At 63.2% G+C, this 26,047-nt stretch carries 23 protein-coding genes; 8 read left to right on the top strand and 15 right to left on the bottom strand.

The window, feature by feature from the left end:
• Positions 1–12 precede the first annotated feature (12 nt).
• Positions 13–666 (top strand): lytic transglycosylase domain-containing protein, encoded by a 654-nt coding sequence (locus DFO48_RS06160; protein WP_003073986.1) that lies wholly within the window; start codon positions 13–15, stop codon positions 664–666.
• A 110-nt stretch (positions 667–776) separates the two neighbouring features.
• On the opposite strand, the gene DFO48_RS06165 is transcribed toward DFO48_RS06160, so the two are convergent.
• The 8 genes from DFO48_RS06165 to hemA all read right to left on the bottom strand — a co-directional run bounded on the left by DFO48_RS06165 (position 777) and on the right by hemA (position 9,212).
• Complete coding sequence (locus DFO48_RS06165; RefSeq protein ID WP_114862865.1) at positions 777–2,159, bottom strand: hemolysin family protein; 1,383 nt, start codon at positions 2,157–2,159, stop codon at positions 777–779.
• A 97-nt stretch (positions 2,160–2,256) separates the two neighbouring features.
• A complete protein-coding gene (locus DFO48_RS06170) occupies positions 2,257–2,715 on the bottom strand; it encodes a ribonuclease HI family protein (protein ID WP_114862866.1) in 459 nt (152 codons plus the stop codon).
• 31 nt (positions 2,716–2,746) lie between these two features.
• Positions 2,747–3,067, bottom strand: a complete 321-nt coding sequence (grxD, locus tag DFO48_RS06175) for a Grx4 family monothiol glutaredoxin (RefSeq protein ID WP_003058519.1) — start codon at positions 3,065–3,067, stop codon at positions 2,747–2,749.
• A gap of 127 nt (positions 3,068–3,194) precedes the next feature.
• A complete protein-coding gene (prmC, locus tag DFO48_RS06180; RefSeq protein WP_114862867.1) occupies positions 3,195–4,070 on the bottom strand; it encodes a peptide chain release factor N(5)-glutamine methyltransferase in 876 nt (291 codons plus the stop codon).
• A 13-nt stretch (positions 4,071–4,083) separates the two neighbouring features.
• Positions 4,084–4,617, bottom strand: a complete 534-nt coding sequence (locus tag DFO48_RS06185; RefSeq protein ID WP_114862868.1) for an SUKH-3 domain-containing protein — start codon at positions 4,615–4,617, stop codon at positions 4,084–4,086.
• Positions 4,618–4,626: 9 nt separating this feature from the next.
• Positions 4,627–6,603: a PEP/pyruvate-binding domain-containing protein gene (locus DFO48_RS06190; RefSeq protein ID WP_114862869.1), complete on the bottom strand. Its 1,977-nt coding sequence runs from the start codon at positions 6,601–6,603 to the stop codon at positions 4,627–4,629.
• A gap of 98 nt (positions 6,604–6,701) precedes the next feature.
• Positions 6,702–7,781, bottom strand: coding sequence for a peptide chain release factor 1 (gene prfA, locus DFO48_RS06195; RefSeq protein WP_114862870.1), 1,080 nt, complete (start codon positions 7,779–7,781; stop codon positions 6,702–6,704).
• Positions 7,782–7,907: 126 nt separating this feature from the next.
• Positions 7,908–9,212: a glutamyl-tRNA reductase gene (hemA, locus tag DFO48_RS06200; protein WP_003073973.1), complete on the bottom strand. Its 1,305-nt coding sequence runs from the start codon at positions 9,210–9,212 to the stop codon at positions 7,908–7,910.
• A gap of 72 nt (positions 9,213–9,284) precedes the next feature.
• On the opposite strand from hemA, the gene DFO48_RS06205 reads away from it, so the two are divergent.
• Entirely contained in the window at positions 9,285–9,560 is a 276-nt protein-coding gene (locus DFO48_RS06205; RefSeq protein ID WP_114862871.1) for a hypothetical protein, read from the top strand.
• 89 nt (positions 9,561–9,649) lie between these two features.
• Here the strand turns inward: DFO48_RS06205 and DFO48_RS06210 are convergent, their stop codons facing one another.
• Positions 9,650–10,555 carry a LysR substrate-binding domain-containing protein gene (locus DFO48_RS06210; protein WP_114862872.1) on the bottom strand — a complete coding sequence of 302 codons (906 nt, stop codon included), beginning with the start codon at positions 10,553–10,555 and terminating at the stop codon, positions 9,650–9,652.
• Positions 10,556–10,713: 158 nt separating this feature from the next.
• On the opposite strand from DFO48_RS06210, the gene DFO48_RS06215 reads away from it, so the two are divergent.
• From DFO48_RS06215 to DFO48_RS06230, 4 genes are all read left to right on the top strand, one after another.
• Positions 10,714–11,703, top strand: coding sequence for a tripartite tricarboxylate transporter substrate binding protein BugE (locus tag DFO48_RS06215; RefSeq protein WP_003058506.1), 990 nt, complete (start codon positions 10,714–10,716; stop codon positions 11,701–11,703).
• An 11-nt stretch (positions 11,704–11,714) separates the two neighbouring features.
• Positions 11,715–12,608, top strand: a complete 894-nt coding sequence (locus DFO48_RS06220) for an N-formylglutamate amidohydrolase (protein WP_114862873.1) — start codon at positions 11,715–11,717, stop codon at positions 12,606–12,608.
• 189 nt (positions 12,609–12,797) lie between these two features.
• The gene (locus DFO48_RS06225) at positions 12,798–14,426 is read left to right on the top strand and encodes an SEL1-like repeat protein (protein WP_003073964.1); all 1,629 of its coding nucleotides are present in this window, start codon (positions 12,798–12,800) and stop codon (positions 14,424–14,426) included.
• A 182-nt stretch (positions 14,427–14,608) separates the two neighbouring features.
• On the top strand, positions 14,609–15,592 hold the full coding sequence (locus tag DFO48_RS06230; protein WP_233506337.1) for a tripartite tricarboxylate transporter substrate binding protein: 984 nt from the start codon (positions 14,609–14,611) through the stop codon (positions 15,590–15,592).
• A gap of 214 nt (positions 15,593–15,806) precedes the next feature.
• On the opposite strand, the gene ugpQ is transcribed toward DFO48_RS06230, so the two are convergent.
• From ugpQ to DFO48_RS25115, 6 genes are all read right to left on the bottom strand, one after another.
• On the bottom strand, positions 15,807–16,583 hold the full coding sequence (gene ugpQ, locus DFO48_RS06235) for a glycerophosphodiester phosphodiesterase (protein ID WP_114862875.1): 777 nt from the start codon (positions 16,581–16,583) through the stop codon (positions 15,807–15,809).
• A gap of 179 nt (positions 16,584–16,762) precedes the next feature.
• Positions 16,763–17,770, bottom strand: coding sequence for a sn-glycerol-3-phosphate import ATP-binding protein UgpC (locus tag DFO48_RS06245; RefSeq protein WP_003073959.1), 1,008 nt, complete (start codon positions 17,768–17,770; stop codon positions 16,763–16,765).
• A gap of 65 nt (positions 17,771–17,835) precedes the next feature.
• Positions 17,836–18,684: a sn-glycerol-3-phosphate ABC transporter permease UgpE gene (gene ugpE / locus DFO48_RS06250; RefSeq protein ID WP_003065986.1), complete on the bottom strand. Its 849-nt coding sequence runs from the start codon at positions 18,682–18,684 to the stop codon at positions 17,836–17,838.
• Between the two features lie 2 nt (positions 18,685–18,686).
• Complete coding sequence (gene ugpA / locus DFO48_RS06255) at positions 18,687–19,568, bottom strand: sn-glycerol-3-phosphate ABC transporter permease UgpA (protein WP_003065988.1); 882 nt, start codon at positions 19,566–19,568, stop codon at positions 18,687–18,689.
• A 122-nt stretch (positions 19,569–19,690) separates the two neighbouring features.
• Positions 19,691–21,004 (bottom strand): sn-glycerol-3-phosphate ABC transporter substrate-binding protein UgpB, encoded by a 1,314-nt coding sequence (gene ugpB, locus DFO48_RS06260; protein WP_003073957.1) that lies wholly within the window; start codon positions 21,002–21,004, stop codon positions 19,691–19,693.
• A 182-nt stretch (positions 21,005–21,186) separates the two neighbouring features.
• On the bottom strand, positions 21,187–21,405 hold the full coding sequence (locus DFO48_RS25115) for a hypothetical protein (protein ID WP_147282727.1): 219 nt from the start codon (positions 21,403–21,405) through the stop codon (positions 21,187–21,189).
• 102 nt (positions 21,406–21,507) lie between these two features.
• Here DFO48_RS25115 and DFO48_RS06265 point away from each other — a divergent pair, with 102 nt between their 5' ends.
• Positions 21,508–25,425 (top strand): FAD/FMN-binding oxidoreductase, encoded by a 3,918-nt coding sequence (locus DFO48_RS06265; RefSeq protein ID WP_114862877.1) that lies wholly within the window; start codon positions 21,508–21,510, stop codon positions 25,423–25,425.
• Positions 25,426–25,580: 155 nt separating this feature from the next.
• Complete coding sequence (locus DFO48_RS06270; protein ID WP_003073954.1) at positions 25,581–26,018, top strand: HIT family protein; 438 nt, start codon at positions 25,581–25,583, stop codon at positions 26,016–26,018.
• The last annotated feature ends 29 nt before the right edge of the window (positions 26,019–26,047 follow it).

A 26,047-nucleotide genomic window follows, 5' to 3' on the forward strand; every position in this document is an offset into this window, starting at 1 on the left:
GCTGCCGTATCAATGCCAGCAGCCCTTCTCAACCGTCGCTCCTGCCTGACTGCCGCAGCCTCGTTTGCCGTTCCGTCGGCAAGCTGGCTGCTGCCGCAAACGGCATGGGCCGGCGGGCAGCTCGAGGAGCCGCTGGCGGATTCGGTACGTACGGCTCTGAGTGCAGCGGTGGCTGGCTCAGGGGCTCCGCCCGAGCTGGAATTCACCTCCACCGAGGCGCGCATGAGCTATCTGCGCTGGCTGGTGGCTTGCAGCGACAAGCTGGCCAAGCGCAAGCCTGATCCTCAGGCCCGGCGCGAGTTCTTGCAGACCGTCTGGTATGAGTCCAAGCGCGCGGGCCTCGATGTGTCCATGGTCATGGGCCTGATTCAGGTGGAGAGCGGCTATCGCAAATACGCCATCTCCAGTGTGGGTGCGCGAGGCTATATGCAGATCATGCCGTTCTGGATGCGGCTGATCGGTGACGGCGATATCGGCAAGCTGTTCCACATGCAGACCAATCTGCGCTTCGGCTGCGTGATCCTGCGCCACTACATGGATCGCGAAAAGGGCGATGCCTATATGGCACTGGGCCGCTACAACGGCAGCCGGGGCCAGCCCCAGTATCCGAATGCCGTGTTCGGCGCCCAGCGGCGTTGGCTGGTGGAAGAGCCCCAGTCGGCCTGATACCGTGGCGATATACAGAAAAAAAGAGAGCGCCTAGCGCTCTCTTTTTATTGGTTTCAGCAAGAAAAGAACCTGAAGTCCTTTTGGGGTAAGCGCAAGAAGCTCCTGATTCAGGAGTGGCTACTTTTGCCAGCCTGGGCCTGGGCAGCACTGCCCTGTACCTTGGCCGCAGCGGCCGCCGAAGGTGCGGCAGATTCGGCCGCGGGCTCGGGCAGCTGGGTCACCATGACCTGGTCGATGCGGTAGCTGTCCACGTCCAGCACCTCGAACTTGAAGCCGCCCCAGGTAACGGTATCGGTGCGGCGCGGCACGCGGCGCAGCATGACCATGAGAAAGCCGGCCAGCGTTTCGTACTCGTCGTCATGCGGCATGTCGTCCAGATGCAGCACGCGCATCACGTCCTCGATGGGCGTGATGCCGTCGATCAACCAGGAATGCTCGTCGCGGCGGATGATCTGCTCCTCGTCGGTCGGGCCGACCAGATCGCCCATCACCGTGCTCATCACGTCGTTGAGCGTCACCACGCCCACGACCAGGCTGTATTCGTTGACGATGACGGCAAAGTCCTCGTGCACCATGCGGAACTGCTCCAGCACCTCGGCCAGCGTCAGGCGGTCGGGCACGATGAGCACCTTGCGGATCAGGCTGTCGTCGGTGAGCGATAGCGGCTGGTTGTTGAGCGCGCGCTGGAACAGGTCCTTGGCATCCACATAGCCGATCACATGGTCGATATCGCCGTCGCAGACCGGATAGGTGGAGAAGGGCTCCTCGGCAATGCGGGCGCGGATGATGGCGTCGCTGTCGTCGCGGTAGAAAAAGGCCACGCTGTCGCGCTGGGTCATGGCCGAGGCCACGGTGCGCGAGTCCAGCTCGAACACATTGGCGATCACCTGCTGCTCGCGGGCGGCCAGCACGCCGGCCTTGGTGCCCGCTTCGGTCATGGCCAGGATGTCGTCGCTGGTGATGCGCTCGTCGCGCGTGGCAGGCAGGCCCAGCAGGCGAAACAGGGTGTCGGTCGCCAGGTTGTAGAACCAGATGACGGGCTTGAAGATCACCACAAACCAGCGCATGGGCGCGAGCACGCGCACCACATAGCGCTCGGGCTCGTTCATGCTGATGCGGCGCGGCAACAGGTCGGCCAGCAGGATGAAGGCCGAGGTGACTATGAAAAACGAGAGCAGGAAGCCGAGGGTCGTCGAGAGGCTGGGCGAGAACCATATCGAAAAGAACTCGGTCAGCGCGGGGCTGAACGCACCCTCGCCGACGATGCCGCCGAGTATGGCGACGGCATTCTGTCCCACTTGCACCACGGTGAAATATTCGCCCGGCTGCTCCTGTACGCGCAGGGCATGCTCGGCTCCCTCGTTGCCGTCGTCGGCCATCTGGCGCAGGCGCAGGCGGCGCGAGGCGGCAAGAGAAATCTCCGCCACAGAGAAAAAGGCGCTGAGCACAATCAGCAGAACAATCACCGCAAGGCTTTGGGACACACTCATAGGCAGGGCTGCTGCGGCACGTCGACGTGCCTGCGGCCGGTTATCAAGGAGTCTCTATTCGACCACATAAAGCCTGTGGCAGGCAGCTGTACTGGCTTCAGGGATGAAGCGCGGCTGCTGAATGGGCCATGCGTGCCAGCGCATCGGCCTCGGTATTGCGGTGTCTGGGCACCCATTGCAGCACCAGCTCGTCAAAGCCCAGCATCTGTGCACGGGCGGCTTCGAACAGCTGGCTGAGCCGCACAATCGGCCGCGCCGGCTTGGCCATCGGCGGGCCGAGCTGCTCCAGCAGCACCAGGGAGTCGGTGCGCACGGTCAGGCTGCGCGCGCCGAGATCGCGTGCCAGCGTCAGGGCCGCCATCAGGGCCCGCAACTCGGCTTCGTTGTTGCAGCCGCTGCGGTGCAGATCCTGCGACAGCGTATGGCGGCTGCCGTCGGGCAGCTGCAGCAACACGCCCAGGCTCATGGGGCCGGGGTTGGGCAGGGCGCTGCCATCGATATGGATGCAGCAGTGATGGGCAGGCGCGGGTTTGGGGGGCGGCATGAAAAAAGCCACCGGGGGCCGGTGGCTTGCAGACAGCTTGGGCTTACTTGGCGGCCAGCACTTGCTGCAGCTCGCCCGATTCGTACATCTCCATCATGATGTCCGAGCCACCGATGAATTCGCCCTTGATGTAGAGCTGGGGGATGGTGGGCCACTGGCTGTAGTCCTTGATGCCCTGGCGGATTTCCTGGTCTTCCAGCACGTTCACGGTGGCGATGGACTTGGCATCCACGCCGCAGGCCTTGAGTATCTGGATGGCACGGCCGGAGAAGCCGCACTGAGGGAAGCTGGCGTTGCCCTTCATGAACAGCAGGATGTCGTTGTTCTTGACCAGGTCGTCGATGCGTTGTTGAGTGTTGCTCATAGTGGGCTCCGGATTTTGGAAATGGCGGTACCAGCCGCGATGTCTGCAATTATTTCACCGACCGCAAGCAATGCGATGCTGTGAGGAAATCTTGCTGCCTGGATATTTGGGGGCTAAGGTCTGGAAATCAAGCCTTGCCAGGGCGGCAGCCGCCTGTGCAGCGCGCAATGCCGGCCAGGTCTTGGCGGTGCTGCACCTGCTCGAAGCCGGCCGCCTGCATCAGCCGCGCCACGTCTTCGGCCTGATCCCAGCCATGCTCGAAGAGCAGCCAGCCGCCGACCTTCAGGTGTGCCGGGGCCTGGTCGATGATGCTGCGTATGTCCTCCAGCCCGTCGGCGCCGCTGGCTAGGGCCGACAGCGGTTCGTGGGTCAGCGCCGCCAGGTGTGGGTCGTCGGCGCGGATATAGGGCGGATTGCTGACGATCAGATCGACAGGTTCATGCCCGTTCAAGGGCTCCAGCCAGCTGCCATGGGCGAACTGCACGGGCAGTTGGAGCCGGGCGGCGTTGCTGCGGGCCACGGCCAGGGCATCGGCGCTGGCATCCACGGCGATGACCCGGGCTGCGGGGCGCTGGCTTTGCAGGGCCAGGGCGATGGCGCCGCTGCCCGTGCCCAGATCTACGACGCGAGCGGGCTGCCCTTGGGGCATGAGCTCCAGTGCCCAGTCCACCAGGGTTTCGGTGTCGGGGCGCGGGTCCAGCACCCTGCTGTCCACGGCCAGATCCAGGCCGTAGAACTCCTTGCTTCCCGTCAGATAGGCGACTGGCGTGCCTTGCTGGCGCAGGGCGCACAGCTGGCTCCAGCGGGCCTGTTGCTCTGCGTTCAGTAGATCGCCGTCATGGGTGATGAGCCAGGCGCGGGCATGCGCTGGCTGCTGCATCAAGTGCAGCAGCAGCATCTGTGCATCGACACGCGCCAGACCCTGGCTGGCAGCTTGCTGCAGGGCTTGAGCGACGGAGAAAGAGGGGGGCGAGAATTCGGTCATGGCTTGGCCGGCGGCCATCTTCTTCGGAAATTCAGTAAGGGTATATCTCGGGGGCGTCCGCCTTGTAGAGCGTGCCGTACAACTGGGTCGATGGCTGGCCGGGCTCCAGCATGGGGCGCGAACGTATGCCCAGCAACAGATGCTCCAGCGCCTGCTGAAGATTCTCGCCCTCGAAGCTCATGCCTACAAAGGACCAGGAAAAGCAGCGTCCATCGCCCGCCATCAGCAGCTGGCCGTGCGCATGGTGAACTTCGGCAAGTGGTATCAGCCGGGTGTTCAGGCGCTGTTCCCAAGAGAGCAGGGTGTCGTCCGCATCTTCGCCGCTGAAATGCGCTTCGAGCCAGTCAAACTCTATATCGCTGCTGGCGCATTCCCGGCCCTTGCCCACCTGGCCTATGTGCAGGCCCGCCAGGTTCTGCAGTGCAACCACGGCGGGGTGGCAGGCCAGAGTGGGCTGTTGGTTCAGAGCACTTCGGACAAGCGCGGGTATGGCGACCTCTCGCTGCGGGGTCCAGCCCTGGGCTTGCAGCAGCTCAACCACGATAGGTGAGTCGAATTTCAGCATGGCGAACTCTTAACGTCCGGGCGCCGAGATGAAGGGGCGCGCCTGCAGGATGATGAGCTGATCGCCCTGCACGGCCCACTCGATGTCCTGGTCCTTGCCGCCAAAGCACTGCTTGATACCGGCTCCGGCGCGGGCCAGTCGCTGCACCAGCGCGTCGCTGAGCACGGCGCGGCCTGGCGCAACCGCCACTTCACGCACGCCGCCCCTGGCATCCAGCTGCAGCGCCACATCGTCCTGGGAGCGGTTGAGCACCTGCACGGCCTTGCTACGGCTGGAGTAGAGGATCTGCTCTGCAACCCGCCGGCCCTCGACCACGCGGATGCCTATGCCGCGCTTGGCGGCGATATAGCTCATGTAGCGGTGCGAGGCATCGAAGGGGTCGCGGGTGATCATCACGCCCGATGCGGAGGAGTCCACGGCTTTTTGCACAAACACCGACATCATCACCTGCGCGTCGTCGATGCCCGCTGCCTGTCTGGCTTCCCAGGCCTCGAAGTTGTAGACCGAGGCCCAGACCTTGCGCACCGCGGCGGCCAGATCCGTGCCGCTGCGCACATTGGGCACGGTGGTGTAGAGGCCTGCTCCGCTGAAGTTGGGCAGGTCCTCGGAGCTGGAAGAGCTGCGTACGAACACGCCCTGGCTGCCCAACTGGCCGGACCAGCGCTGGGTCCAGGCATCGGCCACGGCCGGGCTGACGGGCCATTGCTCGATTTCGGCCTGCAGCGCGGAAAGAGCTTGCTTTCTAAGGCCTGCATCCGTCGCAAAACCGGGCTGCTGGCGCATGCGGGCAATGCGCTCGGCCAGGCCGTTGGCGCGCATGAAGTCGGCGTAGGCAGCAAACGGAATGCAAAAGCCATCGGGCACGCTGACGTCCGTCAGGCGAGCGGACTGGATCTCGCCCAGATTGGCGGCCTTGGCACCGCAGCGGCGGCGATCCGCGCTGCGCAGGGCGGCCAGAGGAACCAGCTCGCTGCGGCGCAGATCGGGCTGAAGCAAGACCTTGCGTCCCTTGGCGGGCTGGTGCAGGGCCTGCTTTTCGGCGCTCTGCTGTTCGGCGGCCGTGGCGGCGCGCAGCGCAAAGCCGGCGGGCTGTACGTCGATATGCACCCAGCGGCCGTTGAAGGCAGCGTATTGCTCGGCAGCTTTTTGCACATAGGCATTGGGTACGCCCCAGCCGCGCGCCAGCAAATTCACATGAGACAGCACGGTTGACGGCCTTTCCGTCACCACGCCGGCCACGGGCGGCAGGCTGATGGGCACTTCGCGCAGCAGCACGATGTCCCTGGGCTCAAGATCATTCACCTCTTCGGCCTGGTTCAGGATGCGCAACCGGCCCACGGCCTGGCCCTGATTCAGCGGCAGATAGGTCTGGGCACCCAGCAACTGGGCCTGGGTGACTGCTGCAACACCGGCCTGCTGGGCCACGGCTTCCTGCTGAGTGGAGTTGGCCTTGAAGCGCACAGGGGCGAAGAAGCCGGTTTTCAGTGCAGCCGCCGTGGTCTGCAGCAGCTCGGGCGTGAGCTGGTCGCCCTCCCAGAACTCGTAGCTGTAGTCCTTGAGCGCGGGCTGCCAGCTCAGAGTGCCGAGAATGAAGCGGCGGCCCGGTTCGCGGTAATTGCGGTTGAGCGCAGGCTTGCCGCCCTGCAGCAGGCCTTTGGCGCGCAGAAAATCTTCGTGAAACGCATAGCGCGGCGTGTTGATGAAATGCAGCGGCGTGCTTTTGCTTTGGCGGTCGATCACAAACAGCACATGGGGCATGGCGCTGGCTGGGTCGAAGATGCGGGCCACGCGGTCGAAATCGGCGCGGCTGGCCAGCGCCGGAAGGCTGGCAGGAGCGTTGCGGCTGCCGCTGGCGTCGACCGGGCTGCCCGCACCCGAGTCATAGGCCGATGGCTTGCGCAAGGCCTGAGCCTGGGCGGCGGTCGATGCGAACAACAGGCCCGATAGCAGAGCAGAAACCAGAACCGGCAAAAAGCGCTGTGTCATCTTGTAAGTGTCCCCATTTCTGGCGAGTCGTTCGAGTGGGCCGGGTTCGAGCCGGCTGCAGCCTGGCTGCCCCCTGTTGCAGGGCAATGCCTGTGGCCTCAGGATGCGGCCAGCTCTGCCAGCAGCTCGGCCTCGCGTGCATGTTGCAGGGCCTGGATCACATCGCCCAGATCGCCTTCCATCACGGCCAGCAGCTTGTACAGCGTGAGGTTGATGCGGTGGTCGGTGAGGCGGCCCTGGGGGAAGTTGTAGGTGCGGATGCGGTCGCTGCGGTCGCCCGAGCCGATCAGGCCCTTGCGCATGGCCGCTTCCTTTGCGGCCCGCTCGCTGCGTTCCTTTTCCTGGATGCGGGCCTGCAGCACCTGCAGAGCCTTGGCCTTGTTGCTGTGCTGGCTGCGGCCGTCCTGGCATTCGGCCACGATGCCTGTGGGCAGGTGGACCACGCGCACGGCGGAGTCGGTCTTGTTGATGTGCTGGCCACCGGCACCGCTGGCGCGAAAGGTGTCGATGCGTAGATCGGCAGGATTGAGCGTGATGGCCTCGGCCTCGTCGGGCTCCGGCATCACGGCCACGGTGCATGCGCTGGTGTGGATGCGTCCCTGGGTTTCGGTGGCGGGCACGCGCTGCACCCGGTGGCCGCCCGACTCGAAGCGCAGCGCGCCGTACACATTGTCGCCCTCGATGCGCAGCACGACTTCCTTGTAGCCGCCGATTTCGTTTTCGCTGGCGCTCATCACTTCCACCTTCCAGCCCACATTGGCGGCGTAGCGGGTGTACATGCGGGTCAGGTCGCCGGCAAACAGGGCCGACTCGTCGCCACCCGTGCCGGCGCGGATTTCGACAAAGGCGGGGCGGGCATCGTCGGGATCCTTGGGCAGCAGCAGGCGCTGCAGCTCGTCCTCGAGCTTGATCAGCTCGGCCTCGCCGCTGTCGATCTCTTCCTGCGCCATTTCGGCCATGTCGGGGTCGTCCAGCATTTCACGCGCGGCGGCGATGTCGGCTTCGGTCTGCAGGTAGCGCGTGTAGCGGCTGGCAATGGCCGTCACATCGGCATGTTCGCGCGAGATGGTGCGGTACTGCTTCATGTCGCCCATGATGTCTTCGCGCGAGAGCAGGAAATCCAGCTCCTGCAGGCGTTGGGCGTAGCGTTCGAGCTGGTTGCGCAAAAAGTCTTGCATAGGGGGTACCTAGGGCATGGGAAAGGTGAGGGTGCTCACCTTTGTGGAGTCAGGAAGGAGGGAGGGCAGGCCACGGCCGGGCCATGCGCTGCGCGAGGACGGCAGCGCCGAAGCGGGCGAGCGCCGCTAAAGCTTGCTGGGGTTGCGGCTGGCGCGCAGGAACAGACGGGAGACGGTGTCCGCTGTCTGGGCGCGCTCTTCGGCGTCGCCCTTGTGCAGCTCGGCCATGGTGCCGTGCAGCATTTTCTGTGTGAGGCCGCGCGAGAGCGCTTCCAGCACGGTGTCAATGTCTTCGCCCTTGGCCAGCAGCTTTTTGGCACGGGCAATTTCCAGCGCACGCCATTCGTCGGCCTGGGCATTGACCTGCTGGATCAGCGAGACCGCGCCGCCCACGGGGTTGCGCTGGTCCATCCATTGCATAAAGCTCTGCACGCCGGTGTCGATGATGACCTCGGCCTGCTGCACGGCGGCCTGGCGCTGGGCCTGACCGGTGCGCACGACGGTTGCCAGATCGTCCACGGTATAGAGATAGACGTCGTTGAGGTTCTTGACCTCGGATTCGATATCGCGCGGCACGGCCAGGTCCACCATGAAGATGGGGCGGCGCTTGCGCTTCTTGAGAGCGGACTCCACGGCACCCAGGCCGATGATGGGCAGGGTGGATGCCGTGCAGCTGATGATGGCGTCGTACTCGTGCAGATGCTCGGGCAGGTCGGCCAGGCGCATGGTGCCGGCGCCGAACTGGGCCGCCAGCTTTTCGCCACGCTCCATGGTGCGGTTGGCGATGGTGATCTGCCTGGGGTTGCGGGCGGCAAAGTGGGTGGAGACCAGCTCGATCATCTCGCCCGCGCCCACGAACAGCACGCGGATCTTGCTCAGGTCTTCGAACAGCTGGCCGGCCAGACGCACGGCAGCGGCAGCCATGGAGATGCTGTGCGCGCCGATCTCGGTAGAGCTGCGCACTTCCTTGGCCACGGCAAAGCTGCGTTGGAACAGCTGGTTGAGCGTGGTGCCCAGGGCACCTGCGGTCTCGGCAGCGCGCACGGCGTTCTTCATCTGGCCAAGGATCTGGGCCTCGCCCAGCACCATGGAGTCCAGGCCCGAGGCCACGCGGAAGGCGTGACGGGCGACCGAGCCGTCCTGCAGCAGATACGAGTGCTGGCGCAGCAATTCAGGCGCTACGCCGCCGCTGCTGGCCAGCCAGTGCATGGTGTGATCCATGGCGGGGGCGTCGGCAGCGCAGTAGATCTCGGTGCGGTTGCAGGTGGAGAGGATGGCGGTTTCCACGGCACTGTGAGCCCGGCCCGCGTGGGACAGGGATGCGCGCAGGCCTTGCAGCGTCGGCGCGATCTGATCGAGCGCGAACGCAAAACGGCCCCGCATATCGAGCGGCGCCGTGTGGTGATTGATACCTAAAGCCCAGACTGCCATAACAGGGGATTATAAAATTTAGAACCGGATTGGGCACCCCCCGGTCTCAAAGCCTTGGAATCGATTGTTGCCATGGATTTTGTTGCGAGCGTGAATCATTTACTCAACTTCGTCGCCCCGGCTTTTTTTCTCGCGCTGGGCCTGGCGGTCTGCGCTCGATTATTCAAGCAAAACAAGGCTGGGGCTCAATCCTTCATTGTGCAGGTAGCTATCAATTTCATATTGGGTGCGGCGGTTTTGCTGGCCAGTCTCTGTCTGTTTTCACGCGATGGCAAGATGCTCGGCTATGCCGCACTGGTCTGCACAAGTGCCTGTTGCCAGTGGGTGCTTTCCAGAGCCTGGCGCTGATTGGCGCATTGGCTGGAAAGCAGTTTTGCGTGAAATCTTGATCTGACTCAAGAGTGTCTGTTGTATTCGCGCCAGTGTCCGGCCGGGCCTCAGTCGCTGACGGCGCCGGGACCGGCCTGCTCCAGTATCCAGCGGCGAAACTGCTTTAAGGCCTCCGTCGGAGGGCGGCTGCCTTGCTGGCATAGAAAGTAGCCGCGCTCGATATGCACCGGGGCATCCAGCGCCAGAGCCACGCGCCCCGATGCCAGATCTTCTTCCACCAGGCAGCGCTGAACCATGGCTGTGCCCATGCCGGCTGCCACGGCCTGCACCAGCAGGGCCACGGTCTCAAAGTCTGCGATCGGGGCGGGGCAGGGCTGGCTCAGGCCCCGGGCCTGCATCCAGCTGGCCCAGTTGCCCGGGTAGTTGGTGTGGAACAGCAGCGGGCGGTTCAGCAAATCCTGCTCGCTGCGGATGGGGTTCGGCCCCTGCAGCTCGCGCGGGTGGCAGATGGGTATCAGGTCGCGGCCGATCACATATTCGGCCTCCACGCCTGCCGGCCAGTGCTGGCTGCCGACGCGAATCCAGGCATCGATCTCCGGCGCATTGAGCGGATCGTCGCGCCGGTAGGGCGCGAAGGAGAGCATGATTTGCGGATGACGGCGGTTGAAGTCGGGCAGGCGCGGAATCAGCCAGTGGCTGAACAGCGTGGGAATGACCGACAGACGCAGCTGGGGCCCGTGGCGGCGCCTGCGCGCGGCGGCTGATGCGGCCTCGATCGCCATCACGGCAGGCTCTATCGCCTGCAGATAGTCCTGTCCTGCCGCAGTGAGCGCGTTGCGTCTGCCCAGACGCTCGAACAGGGCAAAACCCAGATGCTCCTCAAGCCTGGCAATGGCCCGGCTGATGCCGCCCTGCGTCACATACAGCTCCTGCGCGGCGAGCGAGTAACTGCCCAGGCGGGCGGCCGCGGCAAAGGCGTGAAGTTCGGACAGGGACGGAGAGTGCATGCGCATGACGGCTTGAATTATGACGGTTGGTAATACTTGCGTGCCGTCTTGTCGCTTTTCGTGCCGCGGCCTGCGGCACAGAATGAAACAAAGGTCGGAGCGTTCGGTGAAGCGCTCCGAGCCGACCCATAACCAGTCTTTCACGAGATCCAAGGAGAAGCCGCATGGCCATTCGTCGTACCGTTCTGTCGTCCATTGCCGCCTGCGCAGCGGCCGCCGCGCTGTCCCCCGCGTTCGCTGCCAATGCAGCAGCGGACTACCCCAATCGCCCCATCCGCCTGATCGTGCCCTTTGGCGCGGGCGGCTCCACCGATATGGTGGCGCGTCTGCTGGCCGACAAGATGGGCCAGATACTGGGCAAGGCCGTGGTGGTGGACAACCGCGGCGGAGCCGGCGGCTCCATCGGTGCTTCGGAAATCGCCAAGGCCGCTCCCGACGGCTACACCATCGGCATGGCCACGGTGTCCACCCATGGCTCCAACCCGGCCATCTTCCGCAAGCTGCCCTATGACGCGATCAAGGACTTTGCTCCCATCACCAATGTGATGAGCGTGCCCAGCGTCTTCGTGGTGAACGCCAGCGTGCCTGCCAAGACCATGAAGGAGTTCATCGCGCTGGCCAAGGCCAACCCCGACAAGTACACCTTTGCCTCGCCGGGCACGGGATCGCTCGGTCATGCCAATATCGAGAACTTCATGAACCTCGCGGGCATCCAGCTGCTGCACATTCCTTACAAGGGTGCGGGCCAGGCCATTACCGATGCACTGGGCGGACAGGTCAATGCCATGACGGACAACCTGCCTTCGACCCTGCCGCATATCAAGGCCGGCCAGCTGCGTCCCCTGGCCGTGCTGGCCCTCAAGCGCAGCGATGTGCTGCCCGATGTGCCCACCTATACCGAGCTGGGCTACCCCCAGATGGGCGACGGCGGCTGGTTCGGCCTGGTGGCGCCTGCGGGCACACCCAAGCCCATCATCGACAAGCTCAATGCTGCGGCCCACAAGGTCATGGCTTCACCCGACTACCTGGAAAAGCAGAAGTCCATCTCCGGCGAGTCCATGGGCAACACGCCCGAGCAGTTTGCCAAGCAGATCAAGACTGCGATCGAGCGCTACACGGCCGTGGCCAAGCGCGCCAATATCAAGCTGGACTGATGAAGGCATCAATGTCTTTGCCTGATTTTCTGCAAGCCAGACCGGCCGAGCCGGTGCTGGTGCATCCGGCCCGGGGCGAGGTTCTGCCCATAGTCTGCGACTCGCCGCACAGCGGCACGGCCTATCCCGAGGATTTCGGTGCCGTCGTGCCCATGAGTCTGCTGCGCCGTGGCGAGGACACGCATGTGGCCGCGCTCTGGGAGCGCTGGCCCGAGTTCGGGGCCACTTTGCTGGAAGCGACTTTTCCGCGTACCTATGTCGATCCGAACCGCAACGAGTCCGACCTGGACCCCGCGCAGATCGAAGGCGAGTGGCCGGTGCCGCTGTCGCCCAGCATCAAGACCCAGCAGGGGCTGGGCCTGATCTGGCAGCGCATCAGCAAGGCCGGCGTGGCCACTCCCCTGTATGAGCGCAAGCGCACCGCGGCCGAGGTGCAGCACCGTATCGAGCGCTACTGGCGCCCCTATCACGCGGCGCTGGCGCAGGCCATCGACGACAGCGTGGCCCGCTTCGGGGCTGTGTGGCATCTGAATCTGCACTCCATGCCCAATGATGTGTATCAGCGACTGGGACGCAGCGATGCACCGCCGCTGGCCGACTTCGTGCTGGGCGACCGCGACGGCACGACCTGTGCGCCCGAGTTCATCCATCTGGTGGGCGATACGCTCAAGGGCTTCGGCTACAGCGTGGCCTATAACGAGCCCTACAAGGGCGTGGAGCTGATCGGGCGCATAGGCCAGCCGCAGCTCAATCGCCACTCGATGCAGATCGAGATCCGTCGCCCCGTCTATATGGATGAGGACACGCGCGAGCCGAATGCGGGCTTCGAGCCGCTGCGCATGCATTTTGCCCAGCTCATGCAGGTTCTGGCGGACTATGTGCGCCAGCAGATGAGCAGAGGCTGAAACCTGTCCATCGCTCCAGGCCCGGCTTTGCCGGGCTTTTTCATGTCACGGCCAAATGTCAAAAAACTGTGGCTAGGATGCCGCGATTGAGGGATTCCTTATCGAAGCTGCTATCAGAATCAGTTACGCTCGCAGGTTGGTGTCATCGTATGTCTGATGTAACAACAAGCGTCTAGGAATCGTACCGGAATGAAGTTCACTCCCATCGCAGCGCTGGTCATGTCGAGTCTGGCGGCCTTTGCCCAGAGCGCATCCGCGCAAACCGGTGCGGAAGGTCGCATGAATTTTTTGCGCGATTCCAGAGCCGCCACATCGGGCCCCCAGTTTGAATTCAGCCGTCTGCAATACGGCCCGCTGCCGATTGCAGGCGCGCGTGTGGCCTCCACGGCCGGTCCGCTGCAGGCTGCCGAGCGCGGCGATGCCAAGGCGCAGAACCAGCTGGGCGAGATGTATGTGCACGGCCAGGGTGTGCCCCAGAATGCAGCCACCGCTGCCCAGTGGTTCCGCAAGGCCGCGGCCCAGGGACATGCGGGCGCCCAGAACAGCCTGGGTGCGTTGTACGCCAACGGCCAGGGTCTGCCGCAGAACTACCGCGAGGCTGCCCAGTGGTACGGCCGCGCGGCGCAGCAGAACAATGCCGTGGCGCAGTACAACCTGTCCCACCTCTATCAGGAAGGCCTGGGCGTTCCCCAGAGCTTCAGCACCGCTGCCCAGTGGCTGGAGAAGTCCGCCGCACAAGGTCATGTGACGGCCCAGTTCGAGCTGGGCCAGCGCTACATCAAGGGCAATGGCGTGGCCGTGAACTACATGACGGCTGCAGACTGGTTCAAGAAAGCCGCCGATCAAGGTCATGCGGAAGCGCAGAACCAGCTGGGCTCCATGCTGTCCGACGGCGTGGGCGTGAAGCTGGATCCCGTTCAGGCCGCCCAGTGGCTGCAGCGCGCTGCCGAGCAGGGCGATGCCAGGGCCCAGAACAGCCTGGGCCGCATGTACATGGATGGCGTGGGTGTACCGCGTGACTACAAGCTGGCGGCTTCCTGGTTCCAGAAGAGCGCCGAGCAGTGGAATGCCGACGGTCAGAACCATCTGGGCCGTCTGTATCTCTACGGTCTGGGTGTGGAGCAAAGCCCTGCCTATGCGGCGCAATGGTTCCAGCGCGCGGCCGACCAGAATCACGCCGATGCCCAGTACAACCTGGGCACCATCTATGCCGAAGGTCTGGGCACACCCCAGAACTACGGCACGGCCCTGCAGTGGTATCAGAAGGCGGCCGAGCAAGGCCATGCAGCGGCCATCAACAACGTGGGCACCTTGTACGCCGAAGGCCGTGGCGTTGCGCAGAACTATGCGACGGCCATGCAGTGGTTCCGCCGCGCGGCCGACAAGGGCGATGCCTCGGCTCAGTTCAACCTGGCGCGTCTGTATGCCGACGGCCAGGGCAGTGCAGCCAGCCCTGCTCAGGCGATGAAGTGGTATGCCGCGGCAGCCGAGCAAGGCCATTCCGGTGCGCAGAACCGCCTGGGCGTGATGTACGCCGAAGGCCAGGGCGCTGCGCGCGATTACGGCAAGGCCGTGCAGTGGTATCAGCGTGCGGCCGAGCAGGGCGATGCCGCTGCCCAGTACAACCTGGGCATGGTCTATGCACAGGGCCAGGGCGTGGCGCGTGACAATGCCAGGGCCTACTTCTGGTACAACCTGGCGGCCATGGAGCTGGGTGGTGATGCCGCCAAGCGCCGCGATGAAGCGGCCAACAAGCTCAGCATTGCCCAGGTGGCCGAGCAGCAGAACAAGGCGCTGGCCTGGCAACCCAAGCGCTGATTGCCGCTTTGCACTCAGGCACCCAAGCGCTTCCCTCGAGAAGCGCTTTTTTATGCCGGCCGGCTCCCGCCATGGTTCAAATCATGGCTCGAATGCCGCTATCGAGCGCAGGCTGGCTACCGATCAGACTGCCCGGACAGCGCTTTGTGCGGCCGGTGATTTCTAAAACCAAGGAGACAACAATGAACAAGACTTCAATGAACATACTGGCCGGCCTGATGGCCGGCGCAGGCCTGCTTTTGTCCGCAGGCGCACAGGCTCAGGATGCCTTTCCGACCAAGCCGATTCGCATCGTGCTGGGCTTTCCCGCCGGCGGCCCGCTGGACCAGCATGCCCGTTTGCTGACCGACAAGCTGCAGGGCGTGCTCGGTCAGCCGCTGGTGGTGGATTACAAGCCAGGAGCGGGCGGCTCCGTGGGGGCGCAGGACGTGATGCGCTCGCCCGCCGACGGCTACACGCTGATGCTGGCCAATACCGGCGTGATGGTCATCAACCCTGCGCTCTACAGCAAGCTGCCCTACAACACGCTCAAGGACTTCACGCCGATTGCCCGCACCGCCATGCAGCCGCTGGCGCTGCTGGTCAACAACAAGGTGCCGGCCAAGACGCTGACCGAGTTCATGACCTATGCCAAGGCCAACCCCGGCAAGATCAACTTCGGCTCGGCCGGCAATGGCGGCATCAGCCATCTGGTGCCCGAGATGTTCAAGAGCGCCGCAGGCGTGGATCTGGTGCACATCCCCTACAAGGGCAGCGCGCCTGCGTTCACCGATCTGATCGGTGGCCAGGTGCAGTTCATGGCCGAGAGCATTCCCCAGGCTGCGGCCTATCACAAGCAGGGCAAGGTGCGCGCTCTGGCCGTGACCAGCAAGGAGCGCAACCCCGCACTGCCGGAGGTGCCGACCGCCATAGAGTCCGGCCTCAAGGGCTTCGAGGTGGTGGGCTTCTATGGCTTTCTCGCCCCTGCAGGCCTGCCAAAGGATGTGACGGCCAAGCTCAGCAACGCCTTCCAGCAGGTCATGAACCTGCCCGATGTGAAGAGCCGCATGGTGGAGCAGGGCGCCGATCCGGCCTTCCTGGGCTCCGAGGCCTTCGGCAAGTTCCTGGCCAGCGAGACTCCGCGCTGGGCGGCCGCCGTCAAGGCCTCCGGCACGAAGCTGGATTGACACCCCCTGAGGCGCTGTGCCTAGGCCCTTGCGCGGCTGCCCTGATTTGCCAGCGCCAGTATTGGAGGTGGTGAACGCAAAAAAGCCCGGCCACTTTGGGTGGCCGGGCTTTTGTTTTGCTATGAATATAGAAGCTTCTTGCGCTTTATTTGAAAGGAATTCAGCATTGATTGATGCTGAATTTTTTAGTGGATATGCGTAAGCAGCTACTGTTTTACAGCTGCTCGCCTGTCTGCGCGGGGCTGAAAAGGTCCACGCGGTCGGTGATGATGCCGTCCGTGCCCAGGTCGATCAGGCGCTGTGCCGCCCATGGGTCGTTGACGGTGTAGCTGCTGCAGTAGAGGCCTGCGCCATGTACCTTGGCCACCAGCTCGGGCGTCCACAGCGCATGGTTGAGCACCATGGCGCTGCAGTCCAGCTCCAGGGCCAGCTTCAGGTCGGCGTCGCCGCTGGCGTCGGCCAGCTTGTCCACCAGCAGGCCGCGCGGGATATGCGGTGCGGTCTCGCGGGCGCCCTTGAGCGATTCGGACTTGAACGAGGTGAACAGCGGCTGCACCTCGGCTTGCGGCCAGATACGCTGCATCAGCTCACCGCAGGCGCGGCCAGTTTCCAGCTCCTGGCCCGGGGTCGGCTTGATTTCCACATTCAGGTGCAGATGGTTGGCCAGGCACCAGCGCGCCAGGGCTTCCAGCGTGGGCAGGGCTTCGCCTGCATAGGCGCGTGAGTGCCAGCTGCCGGCGTCGAGCTGGGCGATCTCGCCCATGCTGAGTTCGCCGCCAATGCCGTGGCCGTTGGTGGTGCGCTCCAGCGTGGCGTCATGCATCAGAAACAGCACGCCGTCCTGGCTGAGCTTGGCATCGCATTCAAAGAAGCGGTAGCCATGTTGCGCGCCCAGACGGAAGGCGCTCATGGTGTTCTCCGGTGCCAGCTTGCCGGCGCCGCGGTGGGCCACCCAACGGGGATAGGGCCAGGGTTTCAAAGCATTCGTCATAGTGAGTCCAACAAAGTTTGCGGCTTCATACTTCAGGGTAGCTTTGGGCGCGTCGATGAGAACTGGCGCAACCCATCTCAGAGACACCGAGCAAGAGCCGCCTTGCGGCGAAGGTGTCGTCCCCCTCCCGCGTAGCGAGAGAGGGGGAAGCGGCGCAGCCGCTCAGGGGGAGTTTCGATTTAGGCGCGTTTGCCGGTTTCGGCATTGAACCAGTGCAGGCGGTCTTCGCGCGCCGAGATGCGGGCTGTGTCACCGGGCTTGGGATAGGGCTTGCCTTCTTCCACACGGACGGTGACGTCTTCGTCGCCCACCTTGCCGTAGAGCAGGCGTTCGGCGCCCAGCAGTTCCACGGTCTGGACCTTGAACTCCACGCCGCCGGCTTCCACCAGGTCGATATGCTCGGGACGGATGCCAAGAATCATGCCGGGCTTGCCGTTGGGCGAGTGCTTGAGCAGGTTCATGGGAGGCGAACCGATGAAGCCCGCCACAAAGGTGGAGGCGGGTGTGTGATAGACCTCTTCGGGCGTGCCGAACTGCTCCACATTGCCGCCGTTCATCACCACCATGCGCTGGGCCAGGGTCATGGCCTCGACCTGGTCATGGGTCACGAACAGGCTGGTGATGCCCAGCTCGGCGTGCAGCTTCTGGATTTCCAGGCGGGTCTGGCCGCGCAGCTTGGCGTCCAGATTGGACAGGGGTTCGTCGAACAGGAACACCTGGGGCTGACGCACGATGGCGCGGCCCATGGCCACGCGCTGGCGCTGGCCGCCAGAGAGTTGGCGGGGCTTGCGGTCCAGCAGGTGGCTCAGCTCCAGAATCTTGGCGGCCTTGTCCACGCGGCGCTTGATCTCGTCCTCGGGCACCTTGGCGAGCTTCAGGCCGTAGGCCATGTTCTCGTAGTTGCTCATGTGGGGGTAGAGCGCGTAGTTCTGGAACACCATGGCGATATTGCGCTTGGCAGGTTCCAGGTCGTTGACCTTGTTGCTGCCGATCAGCAGGTCGCCGTCGGTGATTTCTTCCAGGCCCGCGATCATGCGCAGCAGGGTGGACTTGCCGCAGCCCGAGGGGCCGACCAGCACGATGAATTCGCCGTCGTTGATCTCGACGTTGATGCCGTGGATGACGGGTACGGCGGACTTGCCGGTGCCGTAGCGCTTGACGATGTTCTTCAGGGAGATGGATGCCATGAGAGGTATTCCAGGTATTCGTTCAATGGGTCAAAAGAAGGTGGTGGAGGCAGTGGGGGCGAGCTTTATTTCTCGGTATCCACCAGGCCTTTGACGAACCACTTTTGCATCAGCATCACCACGGCTGTCGGGGGCAGCATGGCCAGAATGGCGGTCGCCATCACAATGTTCCAGTCCACAGCGGCTTCGCCGCCGGCCAGCATGCGCTTGATGCCGATCACCACGGGGTACATGTCCTCCGAGGTGGTCATCAGCAGCGGCCACAGGTACTGGTTCCAGCCGTAGATGAACTGGATCACGAACAGCGCGGCAATCGAGGTCTTGGACAAGGGCACCAGAATGTCCTTGAAAAAACGCATGGCGCCGGCGCCGTCGATGCGGGCAGCTTCCACCAGCTCGTCCGGCACGGTCAGGAAGAACTGACGGAACAGGAAGGTGGCGGTTGCCGAAGCAATCAGCGGCAGGGTCAGGCCGGCGTAGCTGTTGAGCATGCCCAGCTCGGCCACGACCTTGTAGGTGGGCAGGATACGCACTTCCACGGGCAGCATCAGGGTCAGGAAAATCGCCCAGAAGCAGACCATCTTGAACGGGAAGCGGAAGTAGACGATGGCAAAGGCCGACAGCAGCGAGATGGCGATCTTGCCCACGGTGATGACCATGGCCACGACAAAGCTCACCCACATCATCTGTACGACATTGGTGTTGGAGCCGAGCTTGCCCGAGCCGAGCAGGGCTTCGCGGTAGTTTTCCCACATGTGCGAGCCGGGCAGCAGCGGCATGGGGGACTGCACGATGGCGTCCGCCGTATGGGTGGATGCGACCAGCGCCAGATACAGCGGGAAGGCCACGATGGCCACACCCAGCAGCAGCACGGCGTGGGAGATGAAGGCAAGCCAGGGATTACGATCGACCATGATCAGTACTGCACTTTCTTTTCAACATAGCGGAACTGGATCACAGTCAGCACGACAACAATCAGCATCAGGATCACGGACTGGGCTGCGGAGCCGCCCAGGTCCAGCGCCTTGAAACCGTCCTGGTAGACCTTGTAGACCAGAATCGATGTCGACTGGCCGGGGCCGCCCTGCGTGGCTGCATCAATGATGCCGAAGGTGTCGAAGAAGGCGTAGACGACGTTGATCACCAGCAGGAAGAAGGTGGTGGGCGAGAGCAGCGGCAGTTGGATGTTCCAGAAGCGGCGCCATGGGCCGGCACCGTCGATGGACGCGGCTTCGATCAGTGCCTTGGGAATGGACTGCAGCCCGGCGAGGAAGAACAGGAAGTTGTAGGAAATCTGTTTCCACACCGAGGTGATGACGATCAGGGCCATGGCCTGGTTTTCGTTCATCAGATGGTTCCATTCATAGCCCAGCTTGCCCATGTAATGGGTCACCACACCGATGGAGGGCGAGAACATGAAGACCCACAGCACGCCCGCAATCACGGGAGCCACTGCGTAGGGGATGATCAGCAAGGTCTTGTAGACCATGGCAAAGCGGATGATGCGATCCGCAAAGATGGCCAGAGCCAGCGAAACGGCAATGCCGACGCCGGCCACCAGCACGGAGAACAGTGCCGTGCGTTTGAAGGAATTCAGATAGGTGGGGTCGGCGAACAACTGGCGGAAGTTGTCCAGGCCAACCCATTCGGTACTCATGCCGAACGCGTCTTCCATCTGGAATGACTGGAGCACAGCCTGACCGGCGGGCCAGAAGAAGAAGATGCCGATGATCAGTAGCTGGGGGGCGATCAGCACCCAGGGAAGCCACTTGGATCGGAAAAGAACGCGTTTTTCCATGAGGAGTTACAAATAAAAAAACCGCCGGAGCCTGGGTGCAGTCAACGGGGTATTTGGGGGTGCAGAGCCTTGTTTGAAGGCCCCGCAGGCCTTGGCGGCACCCTTGCGGGTGCCTGGAGGGTTTACTGTTTGTAGGAGCGCTCGAAGCGAGCCAGCAGTTCGTTGCCACGGCTCACGATGGAGTCCAGCGCCTGCTTGCCGGTCTTCTTGCCAGCCCACACCTGTTCGAGTTCTTCATCCTCGATGGTACGGATCTGCACGTAGTTGCCCAGACGGATGCCGCGCGAGTTGTCGGTCACCTTGCGGATCATCTGCGTCACGGCGGTGTCGGTGCCGGGATGCTTGGCGTAGAAACCGGACTTTTCGGTCAGGTCATAGGCCGCCATGGTCACGGGCAGGTAGCCGGTGCGCTGGTGCGAAGCGGCCTGCACCTTGGTCTGCGACAGGAATTCGAAGAACTTGGCCACGCCCTTGTACTCTTCGGCCTTCTTGCCGGCCATGACCCACAGCGAAGCGCCGCCGATCACGGTGTTCTGGGGAGCGCCCTTGACATCGGGATAGTAGGGCAGGGGAGCCAGGGCGTAGTTGAACTTGGCGTTCTTGGCCACATCGCCGTAGAAGCCGGACGAAGTCTGGATCATGGCGCATTCACCCGCGGTGAACGAAGCCTGGGAAGTGGAGGCGCGACCCTTGTAGACAAACTCGCCAGCCTTGGCCGCTGCGGCCAGGTTGTCGATGTGCTTGACGTGCAAAGGCGAGTTGATCTTCATGCGCGCCTTGTAGCCGTTGGCGCTCAGACCGTTGTGCTCGGTGGCGAATTCCACGTTGTGCCAGGTGGAGAAGGACTCCAGCTGGGTCCAGCCTTGCCATGCCAGGGTCATGGGGCAGCTGTGGCCGCTTTCCTTGAGCTTCTTGGCGGCAGCAAAGACTTCGGGCCAGGTCTTGGGGGCGACGTCGGGGTTCAGGCCGGCCTTCTTGAAGGCGTCCTTGTTGTAGTAGAAGATGGTTGTCGAGCTGTTGAAGGGGAAGCTCAGCATCTGGCCGTTGGGGGCCGTGTAGTAACCGGCCACGGCGGGGATATAGGCCTTGGGGTCGAAAGCGACGCCGGCGTCCTGCATCACCTTGCCCACGGGCACGGTCGCGCCCTTGGAGGCCATCATGGTGGCGGTACCCACTTCAAACACCTGCAGGATGTGAGGGGCGTTGCCCGAGCGGAAGGCTGCAATCGCGGCTGTCATGGATTCGTCGTACACGCCCTTGAACGTGGGCACGACCTTGTAATCCTTCTGGCTTTCGTTGAACTGCTTGGCCAGGTCATTGACCCACTCGTTATTCACGGCAGTCATCGAGTGCCACCATTGGATTTCGGTGACGGCTTGTGCCGAGAAAGTAGTAGCGGCGACGGCGGCGGCCATGGCCAGTTGCTTGAATTGCATGAAGGCTCCTCTAACGATCGTTGACGAAATATGCGGTGATGCACACTAAGTCATCCGTATGACATATGGATGTCATTGTTTGCATGGGCAACGCGCCGCACCATGGGCAGAACCCGCAGTCACAAGCCTTTGTATGACGATCCGGTGACATCTGATGGTGCGCGAAGCTGCGCCATTCTAGGTCAACGGCATTTCGTTTGTTGTTGGTAGTCTTTCGTATTGAGTTGTTTTTGATTCGGAAATGTATGATTTTTGTCTAAATAGCCTATGGAAGATTCATCTACCATTGGGCTGCATGCAGCGGTGAACGGGTTCGCAGCGCCTTTGTGCACTGTCATGCGGCGAATCGCCTGGGGAATGCCGGAGGGGCTTGCTGCTTTGGCGATAGCAGGGCTGGCCACTCAGAACCCATAGCAAAGCATGGCTGAGCCGCCGTCGCTTAAAATCGTCATCCCACTGGCTTAGGGGTGCCACACAGAGGGCGCCCGACACGGTCTACCCCCATGAATGTACCGATTGCGTTGGCTGCCGCCCTCCAGGCCCAGGCTGCCGAACCCGCACGACTGCGCGAGATTCCCTATAACTACACATCGTTCTCTGACCGTGAGATTGTGATTCGTCTGCTGGGCTCATCCATGTGGGATGTGCTCAATCAGCTGCGTCAGGAACGCCGAACCGGCCGATCTGCCCGCATGCTCTACGAAGTGCTGGGGGATATCTGGGTTGTGCAGCGCAATCCCTATCTTCAGGACGATCTGATCCACAACCCCGACCGCCGCAAGTCGCTGGTCGAGGCGCTGGAGCATCGCCTGGCCGAGATCGACAAGCGTCGCGAGCCAAATGAGGATGCGCTGCGCGATCAGCTGGTGGGCCAGCTGGTGGAAGCGGCCCACCGCGCCGTGCATGAATTCAACGCCACTTTTGTCGAGGCAGAGCAGCTGCGCCGCCGTGCGCAGAAGACGCTGCGTCGATACACCGCCAAGGACAACATCAAGTTCGACGGTCTGTCGCGCGTGGCCCATGTGACCGATGCGACCGACTGGCGCGTCGAGTACCCGTTTGTCGTGCTGACGCCCGATACCGAAGCCGAGATGGCCGGTCTGGTCAAGGGCTGTATCGAACTCGGTCTGACCATCATTCCGCGCGGAGGCGGTACCGGCTATACGGGTGGCGCCATTCCTTTGACCTGGCGCTCGGTGGTCATCAACACCGAGAAGCTGGAAGCGCTGAGCGAAGTCGAGATGCGCATGATTCCCGGCGTGGATCACGAAGTGCCCACCATCTACTCCGAAGCCGGTGTGGTGACACAGCGCGTGGCCGATGCGGCCGAGCGCGGCGGCTTTGTGTTTGCCGTGGATCCGACCTCCATCGAGGCCTCCTGCATCGGCGGCAACATCGCCATGAACGCGGGCGGCAAAAAGGCCGTGCTCTGGGGCACGGCCCTGGACAATCTGGTGTCCTGGCGCATGGTCACGCCCGATGCGCAGTGGCTGGAAGTCACGCGTCTGGATCACAACCTCGGCAAGATTCACGATGCCGAGATGGCCTGCTTCGAGCTGCAGTACTTCGAGGCGGACGGCAAGACCCATGTGCGCACCGAGCGCCTGGACATTCCCGGCCACACCTTCCGCAAGGAAGGCCTGGGCAAGGACGTGACCGACAAATTCCTCTCGGGTCTGCCCGGCATCCAGAAGGAAGGCACGGACGGCCTGATCACCAGTGCGCGCTGGGTGGTGCACCGCATGCCGGCGCATACGCGTACCGTGTGCATGGAATTCTTCGGCAATGCCAAGGATGCCGTGCCCTCCATCGTCGAGATCAAGGACTACATGTTCGCCGAGCAAAAGCGCTCGGGCGTGCTGCTGGCCGGTCTCGAACACCTGGACGACCGCTACCTCAAGGCTGTGGGCTACGCGACCAAGAGCAAGAAGGGCAACGGCCATCTGCCCAAGATGGTGTTGCTGGGCGATATCGCCGGTGACGACGCCGACGAAGTGGCCCGCGTGGCGGCCGAGGTGGTGCGCATTGCCAATTCGCGCAACGGCGAAGGCTTTACCGCCGTCAGCGCCGAGGCGCGCAAGAAGTTCTGGCTGGACCGCAAGCGCACGGCCGCGATCTCGCGCCATACCAACGCCTTCAAGATCAACGAAGACGTGGTGATTCCTCTGCCGCGCATGGCCGAGTACACCGATGGCATCGAGCGCATCAATATCGAGCTGTCGCTGCGCAACAAGCTCAAGCTCTGCGACGAGCTGAGCGGTTTCTTCAGGCACTCCGACCTGCCTCTGGGCAAGAGCGACGATGCCGGCGACATCCCCAGCGCCGAGTTGCTGGAAGACCGCGTGCAGCAGGCCCTGGCGCTGGTGGCCGAGGTGCGCGAGCTCTGGCAGGGCTGGCTGGACGGCGTGGCCACGCTGTTCCCCGAGCTGCAGGATCACCGCCTTCGTGCGAGCTGGAAGACCCAGCTCAAGGAGCCGCTGTCCAAGATTTTCGCGGGCGCTGCCTTCCAGCCGCTGCGCGAGTCCGTCAACGAGATTCACCAGAAGGTGCTCAAGGGCCGTGTCTGGGTGGCGCTGCACATGCACGCCGGTGACGGCAATGTGCACACCAACATTCCTGTCAACTCCGACGACTATGAAATGCTGCAGACCGCGCACGAAGCCGTGGCCCGCATCATGGAGCTGGCGCGCAGTCTTGACGGCGTGATCTCGGGTGAGCACGGCATCGGCATCACCAAGCTGGAATTCCTCTCGGATGCCGAGCTGGCACCGTTTGCCGATTACAAGAAGCGTGTGGACCCCGAAGGTCGCTTCAACAAGGGCAAGCTGATCCGCAACGAAGAGTGGGATGCCCTGGCGCACCAGAGTCACGACGGCCGTTCGCCGCGCGAGTCGCTGATGTTCGCCGACCTGACCAACGCCTACACGCCCAGCTTCGGCCTGATGGGTTATGAGTCCATCATCATGCAGCAGTCGGACATCGGCGCCATCGCCAACTCCGTCAAGGACTGCCTGCGCTGCGGCAAGTGCAAGCCCGTGTGTGCCACCCATGTGCCGCGCGCCAATCTGCTGTACTCACCGCGCAACAAGATCCTGGCCACCTCGCTGCTGGTGGAGGCCTTCCTCTACGAGGAGCAGACACGCCGTGGCGTGTCCATCAAGCACTGGCAGGAATTCGAAGATGTGGCCGACCACTGCACGGTCTGCCACAAGTGCTTCAACCCCTGCCCGGTCAAGATCGACTTCGGCGACGTGACCATGAATATGCGCAATCTGCTGCGCAAGATGGACAAGAAGAGCTTCCGTCCCGGCAACAAGCTGGCCATGGCCATGCTCAATGCCACCAACCCCGACACCATCAAGTTCATGCGCACGGCCATGGTGGGCGTGGGCTTCAAGGCCCAGCGCCTGGCGGCCGACGTGCTGGGGGCTGTTGCCAAGAAGCAGACCGCGCATCCGCCCGCATCGGTGGGTACGGCTCCCATCAAGGAGCAGGTGATCCACTTCATCAACAAGAAGCTGCCCGGTGGTCTGCCCACCAAGACGGCGCGCGCCTTGCTGGATATCGAAGACAAGGATTACGTGCCCATCATCCGCGACCCGCAGGCCACCAAGTCGGATACCGAGGCGGTGTTCTACTTCCCCGGTTGCGGCTCCGAGCGCCTGTTCAGTCAGGTGGGTCTGGCCACGCAGGCCATGCTCTGGCATGCCGGCGTGCAGACCGTGCTGCCGCCCGGCTATCTGTGCTGCGGCTATCCTCAGCGCGGCTCGGGCCAGTTCGACAAGGCCGAGAAGATGATCACGGACAACCGTGTGCTCTTCCACCGTGTGGCGACCACGCTCAACTATCTGGACATCAAGACCGTGGTGGTGAGCTGCGGTACCTGCTATGACCAGCTGCAGGGCTACCAGTTCGACAAGATCTTCCCCGGCTGCCGCATCATCGACATCCACGAATATCTGCTCGAAAAGGGCATCACGCTGCAGAACAAGGGCTCGTACCTGTACCACGACCCCTGCCATACGCCCATGAAGCAGCAGGACCCGATGAAGACCGTCAAGGCCTTGATGGGTGACAACGTGCTCAAGAGCGAGCGCTGCTGCGGCGAGTCCGGCACGCTGGGCGTGACGCGTCCCGACATCTCCACGCAGATCCGCTTCCGCAAGACCGAGGAAATCCGCAAGGGCGAGGCCGCGCTGCGCGACAACGGTCAGCTGGGCGCTCAGGACAACGTCAAGATCCTGACCAGCTGCCCCAGCTGCCTGCAGGGCCTGAGCCGCTATGGCAACGACCTGAACAACGGGCTGCTCGAAGCCGACTACATCGTGGTCGAGATGGCGCGCGACATTCTGGGCGAGAACTGGATGGCCGAGTATGTCAATCGCGCCAACCAGGGCGGTATCGAGCGCGTGCTGGTGTGATGCCCCCTGAGTCGCTTCGCGCCTTCTCCCAAAGGAGGGCGACACCCTCGGCGCGGGGCGGCGGGGCCGGCATAGGCCCTTGCTCGGTGTCTGTGGCCTGCGCAGGGGTCACATCGCAGTGATGTGGGTAAGACGCATTGCAATGGAGATTTCAGATGTTGGTTGAAAATTGTCCTCTGTGCACTGCCGACGGCGGTGCGCTGGTCTGGCGCGGCGACAAGCTGCGTGTGATCCGGGCCGCCGAGCAGGGCTTTCCGGCCTTCTATCGCGTGGTCTGGAATGATCATGCGGCCGAGTTCTCGGATCTGAGCGCGACGGATCGCATTGTCTGCATGGATGCCGTGGCCCTGGTGGAGCGCGTGCTGCGCGAGCAGCTGGCCCCGACCAAGATCAACCTGGCGGCTCTCGGTAACATGGTGGCGCATCTGCACTGGCATGTGATTGCGCGCTATGACTGGGACAGCCACTTTCCCGCTTCGGTCTGGGCTGCGGCCCAGCGCGAGCGCAATGAAGAGCGCGAAGCTGAGATTGCCCGCCAGCTGCCGCAGGTGGATGAAGTGCTGCAAAAGGCGTTGACCCTCTGGGCCGCGTGATGTTTTTCGTCTCCGTCGGGAGATTCAAA

Origin of the sequence: Comamonas sp. AG1104, from assembly GCF_003350425.1 — a bacterium.
Lineage (GTDB): Bacteria > Pseudomonadota > Gammaproteobacteria > Burkholderiales > Burkholderiaceae_C > Comamonas > Comamonas testosteroni.

Excerpts from the sequence above, each read along its gene's own strand:
- DFO48_RS06205 (WP_114862871.1), top strand. The coding sequence starts at position 9,285 with ATGGATTTTGTTGCGAGCGTGAATCATTTACTCAACTTCGTCGCCCCG.
- hemA (WP_003073973.1), bottom strand. The coding sequence starts at position 9,212 with ATGGCAGTCTGGGCTTTAGGTATCAATCACCACACGGCGCCGCTCGAT.
- grxD (WP_003058519.1), bottom strand. The coding sequence starts at position 3,067 with ATGAGCAACACTCAACAACGCATCGACGACCTGGTCAAGAACAACGAC.
- DFO48_RS06245 (WP_003073959.1), bottom strand. The coding sequence starts at position 17,770 with ATGGCATCCATCTCCCTGAAGAACATCGTCAAGCGCTACGGCACCGGC.
- prfA (WP_114862870.1), bottom strand. The coding sequence starts at position 7,781 with ATGCAAGACTTTTTGCGCAACCAGCTCGAACGCTACGCCCAACGCCTG.
- DFO48_RS06215 (WP_003058506.1), top strand. The coding sequence starts at position 10,714 with ATGGCCATTCGTCGTACCGTTCTGTCGTCCATTGCCGCCTGCGCAGCG.
- DFO48_RS06210 (WP_114862872.1), bottom strand. The coding sequence starts at position 10,555 with ATGCGCATGCACTCTCCGTCCCTGTCCGAACTTCACGCCTTTGCCGCG.
- ugpA (WP_003065988.1), bottom strand. The coding sequence starts at position 19,568 with ATGGAAAAACGCGTTCTTTTCCGATCCAAGTGGCTTCCCTGGGTGCTG.
- DFO48_RS06190 (WP_114862869.1), bottom strand. The coding sequence starts at position 6,603 with ATGACACAGCGCTTTTTGCCGGTTCTGGTTTCTGCTCTGCTATCGGGC.
- DFO48_RS06225 (WP_003073964.1), top strand. The coding sequence starts at position 12,798 with ATGAAGTTCACTCCCATCGCAGCGCTGGTCATGTCGAGTCTGGCGGCC.
- ugpB (WP_003073957.1), bottom strand. The coding sequence starts at position 21,004 with ATGCAATTCAAGCAACTGGCCATGGCCGCCGCCGTCGCCGCTACTACT.
- DFO48_RS06220 (WP_114862873.1), top strand. The coding sequence starts at position 11,715 with ATGTCTTTGCCTGATTTTCTGCAAGCCAGACCGGCCGAGCCGGTGCTG.
- DFO48_RS06230 (WP_233506337.1), top strand. The coding sequence starts at position 14,609 with ATGAACAAGACTTCAATGAACATACTGGCCGGCCTGATGGCCGGCGCA.
- ugpQ (WP_114862875.1), bottom strand. The coding sequence starts at position 16,583 with ATGACGAATGCTTTGAAACCCTGGCCCTATCCCCGTTGGGTGGCCCAC.
- DFO48_RS06270 (WP_003073954.1), top strand. The coding sequence starts at position 25,581 with ATGTTGGTTGAAAATTGTCCTCTGTGCACTGCCGACGGCGGTGCGCTG.
- DFO48_RS06185 (WP_114862868.1), bottom strand. The coding sequence starts at position 4,617 with ATGCTGAAATTCGACTCACCTATCGTGGTTGAGCTGCTGCAAGCCCAG.
- ugpE (WP_003065986.1), bottom strand. The coding sequence starts at position 18,684 with ATGGTCGATCGTAATCCCTGGCTTGCCTTCATCTCCCACGCCGTGCTG.
- DFO48_RS06165 (WP_114862865.1), bottom strand. The coding sequence starts at position 2,159 with ATGAGTGTGTCCCAAAGCCTTGCGGTGATTGTTCTGCTGATTGTGCTC.
- DFO48_RS06265 (WP_114862877.1), top strand. The coding sequence starts at position 21,508 with ATGAATGTACCGATTGCGTTGGCTGCCGCCCTCCAGGCCCAGGCTGCC.
- prmC (WP_114862867.1), bottom strand. The coding sequence starts at position 4,070 with ATGGCCGCCGGCCAAGCCATGACCGAATTCTCGCCCCCCTCTTTCTCC.
- DFO48_RS06160 (WP_003073986.1), top strand. The coding sequence starts at position 13 with ATGCCAGCAGCCCTTCTCAACCGTCGCTCCTGCCTGACTGCCGCAGCC.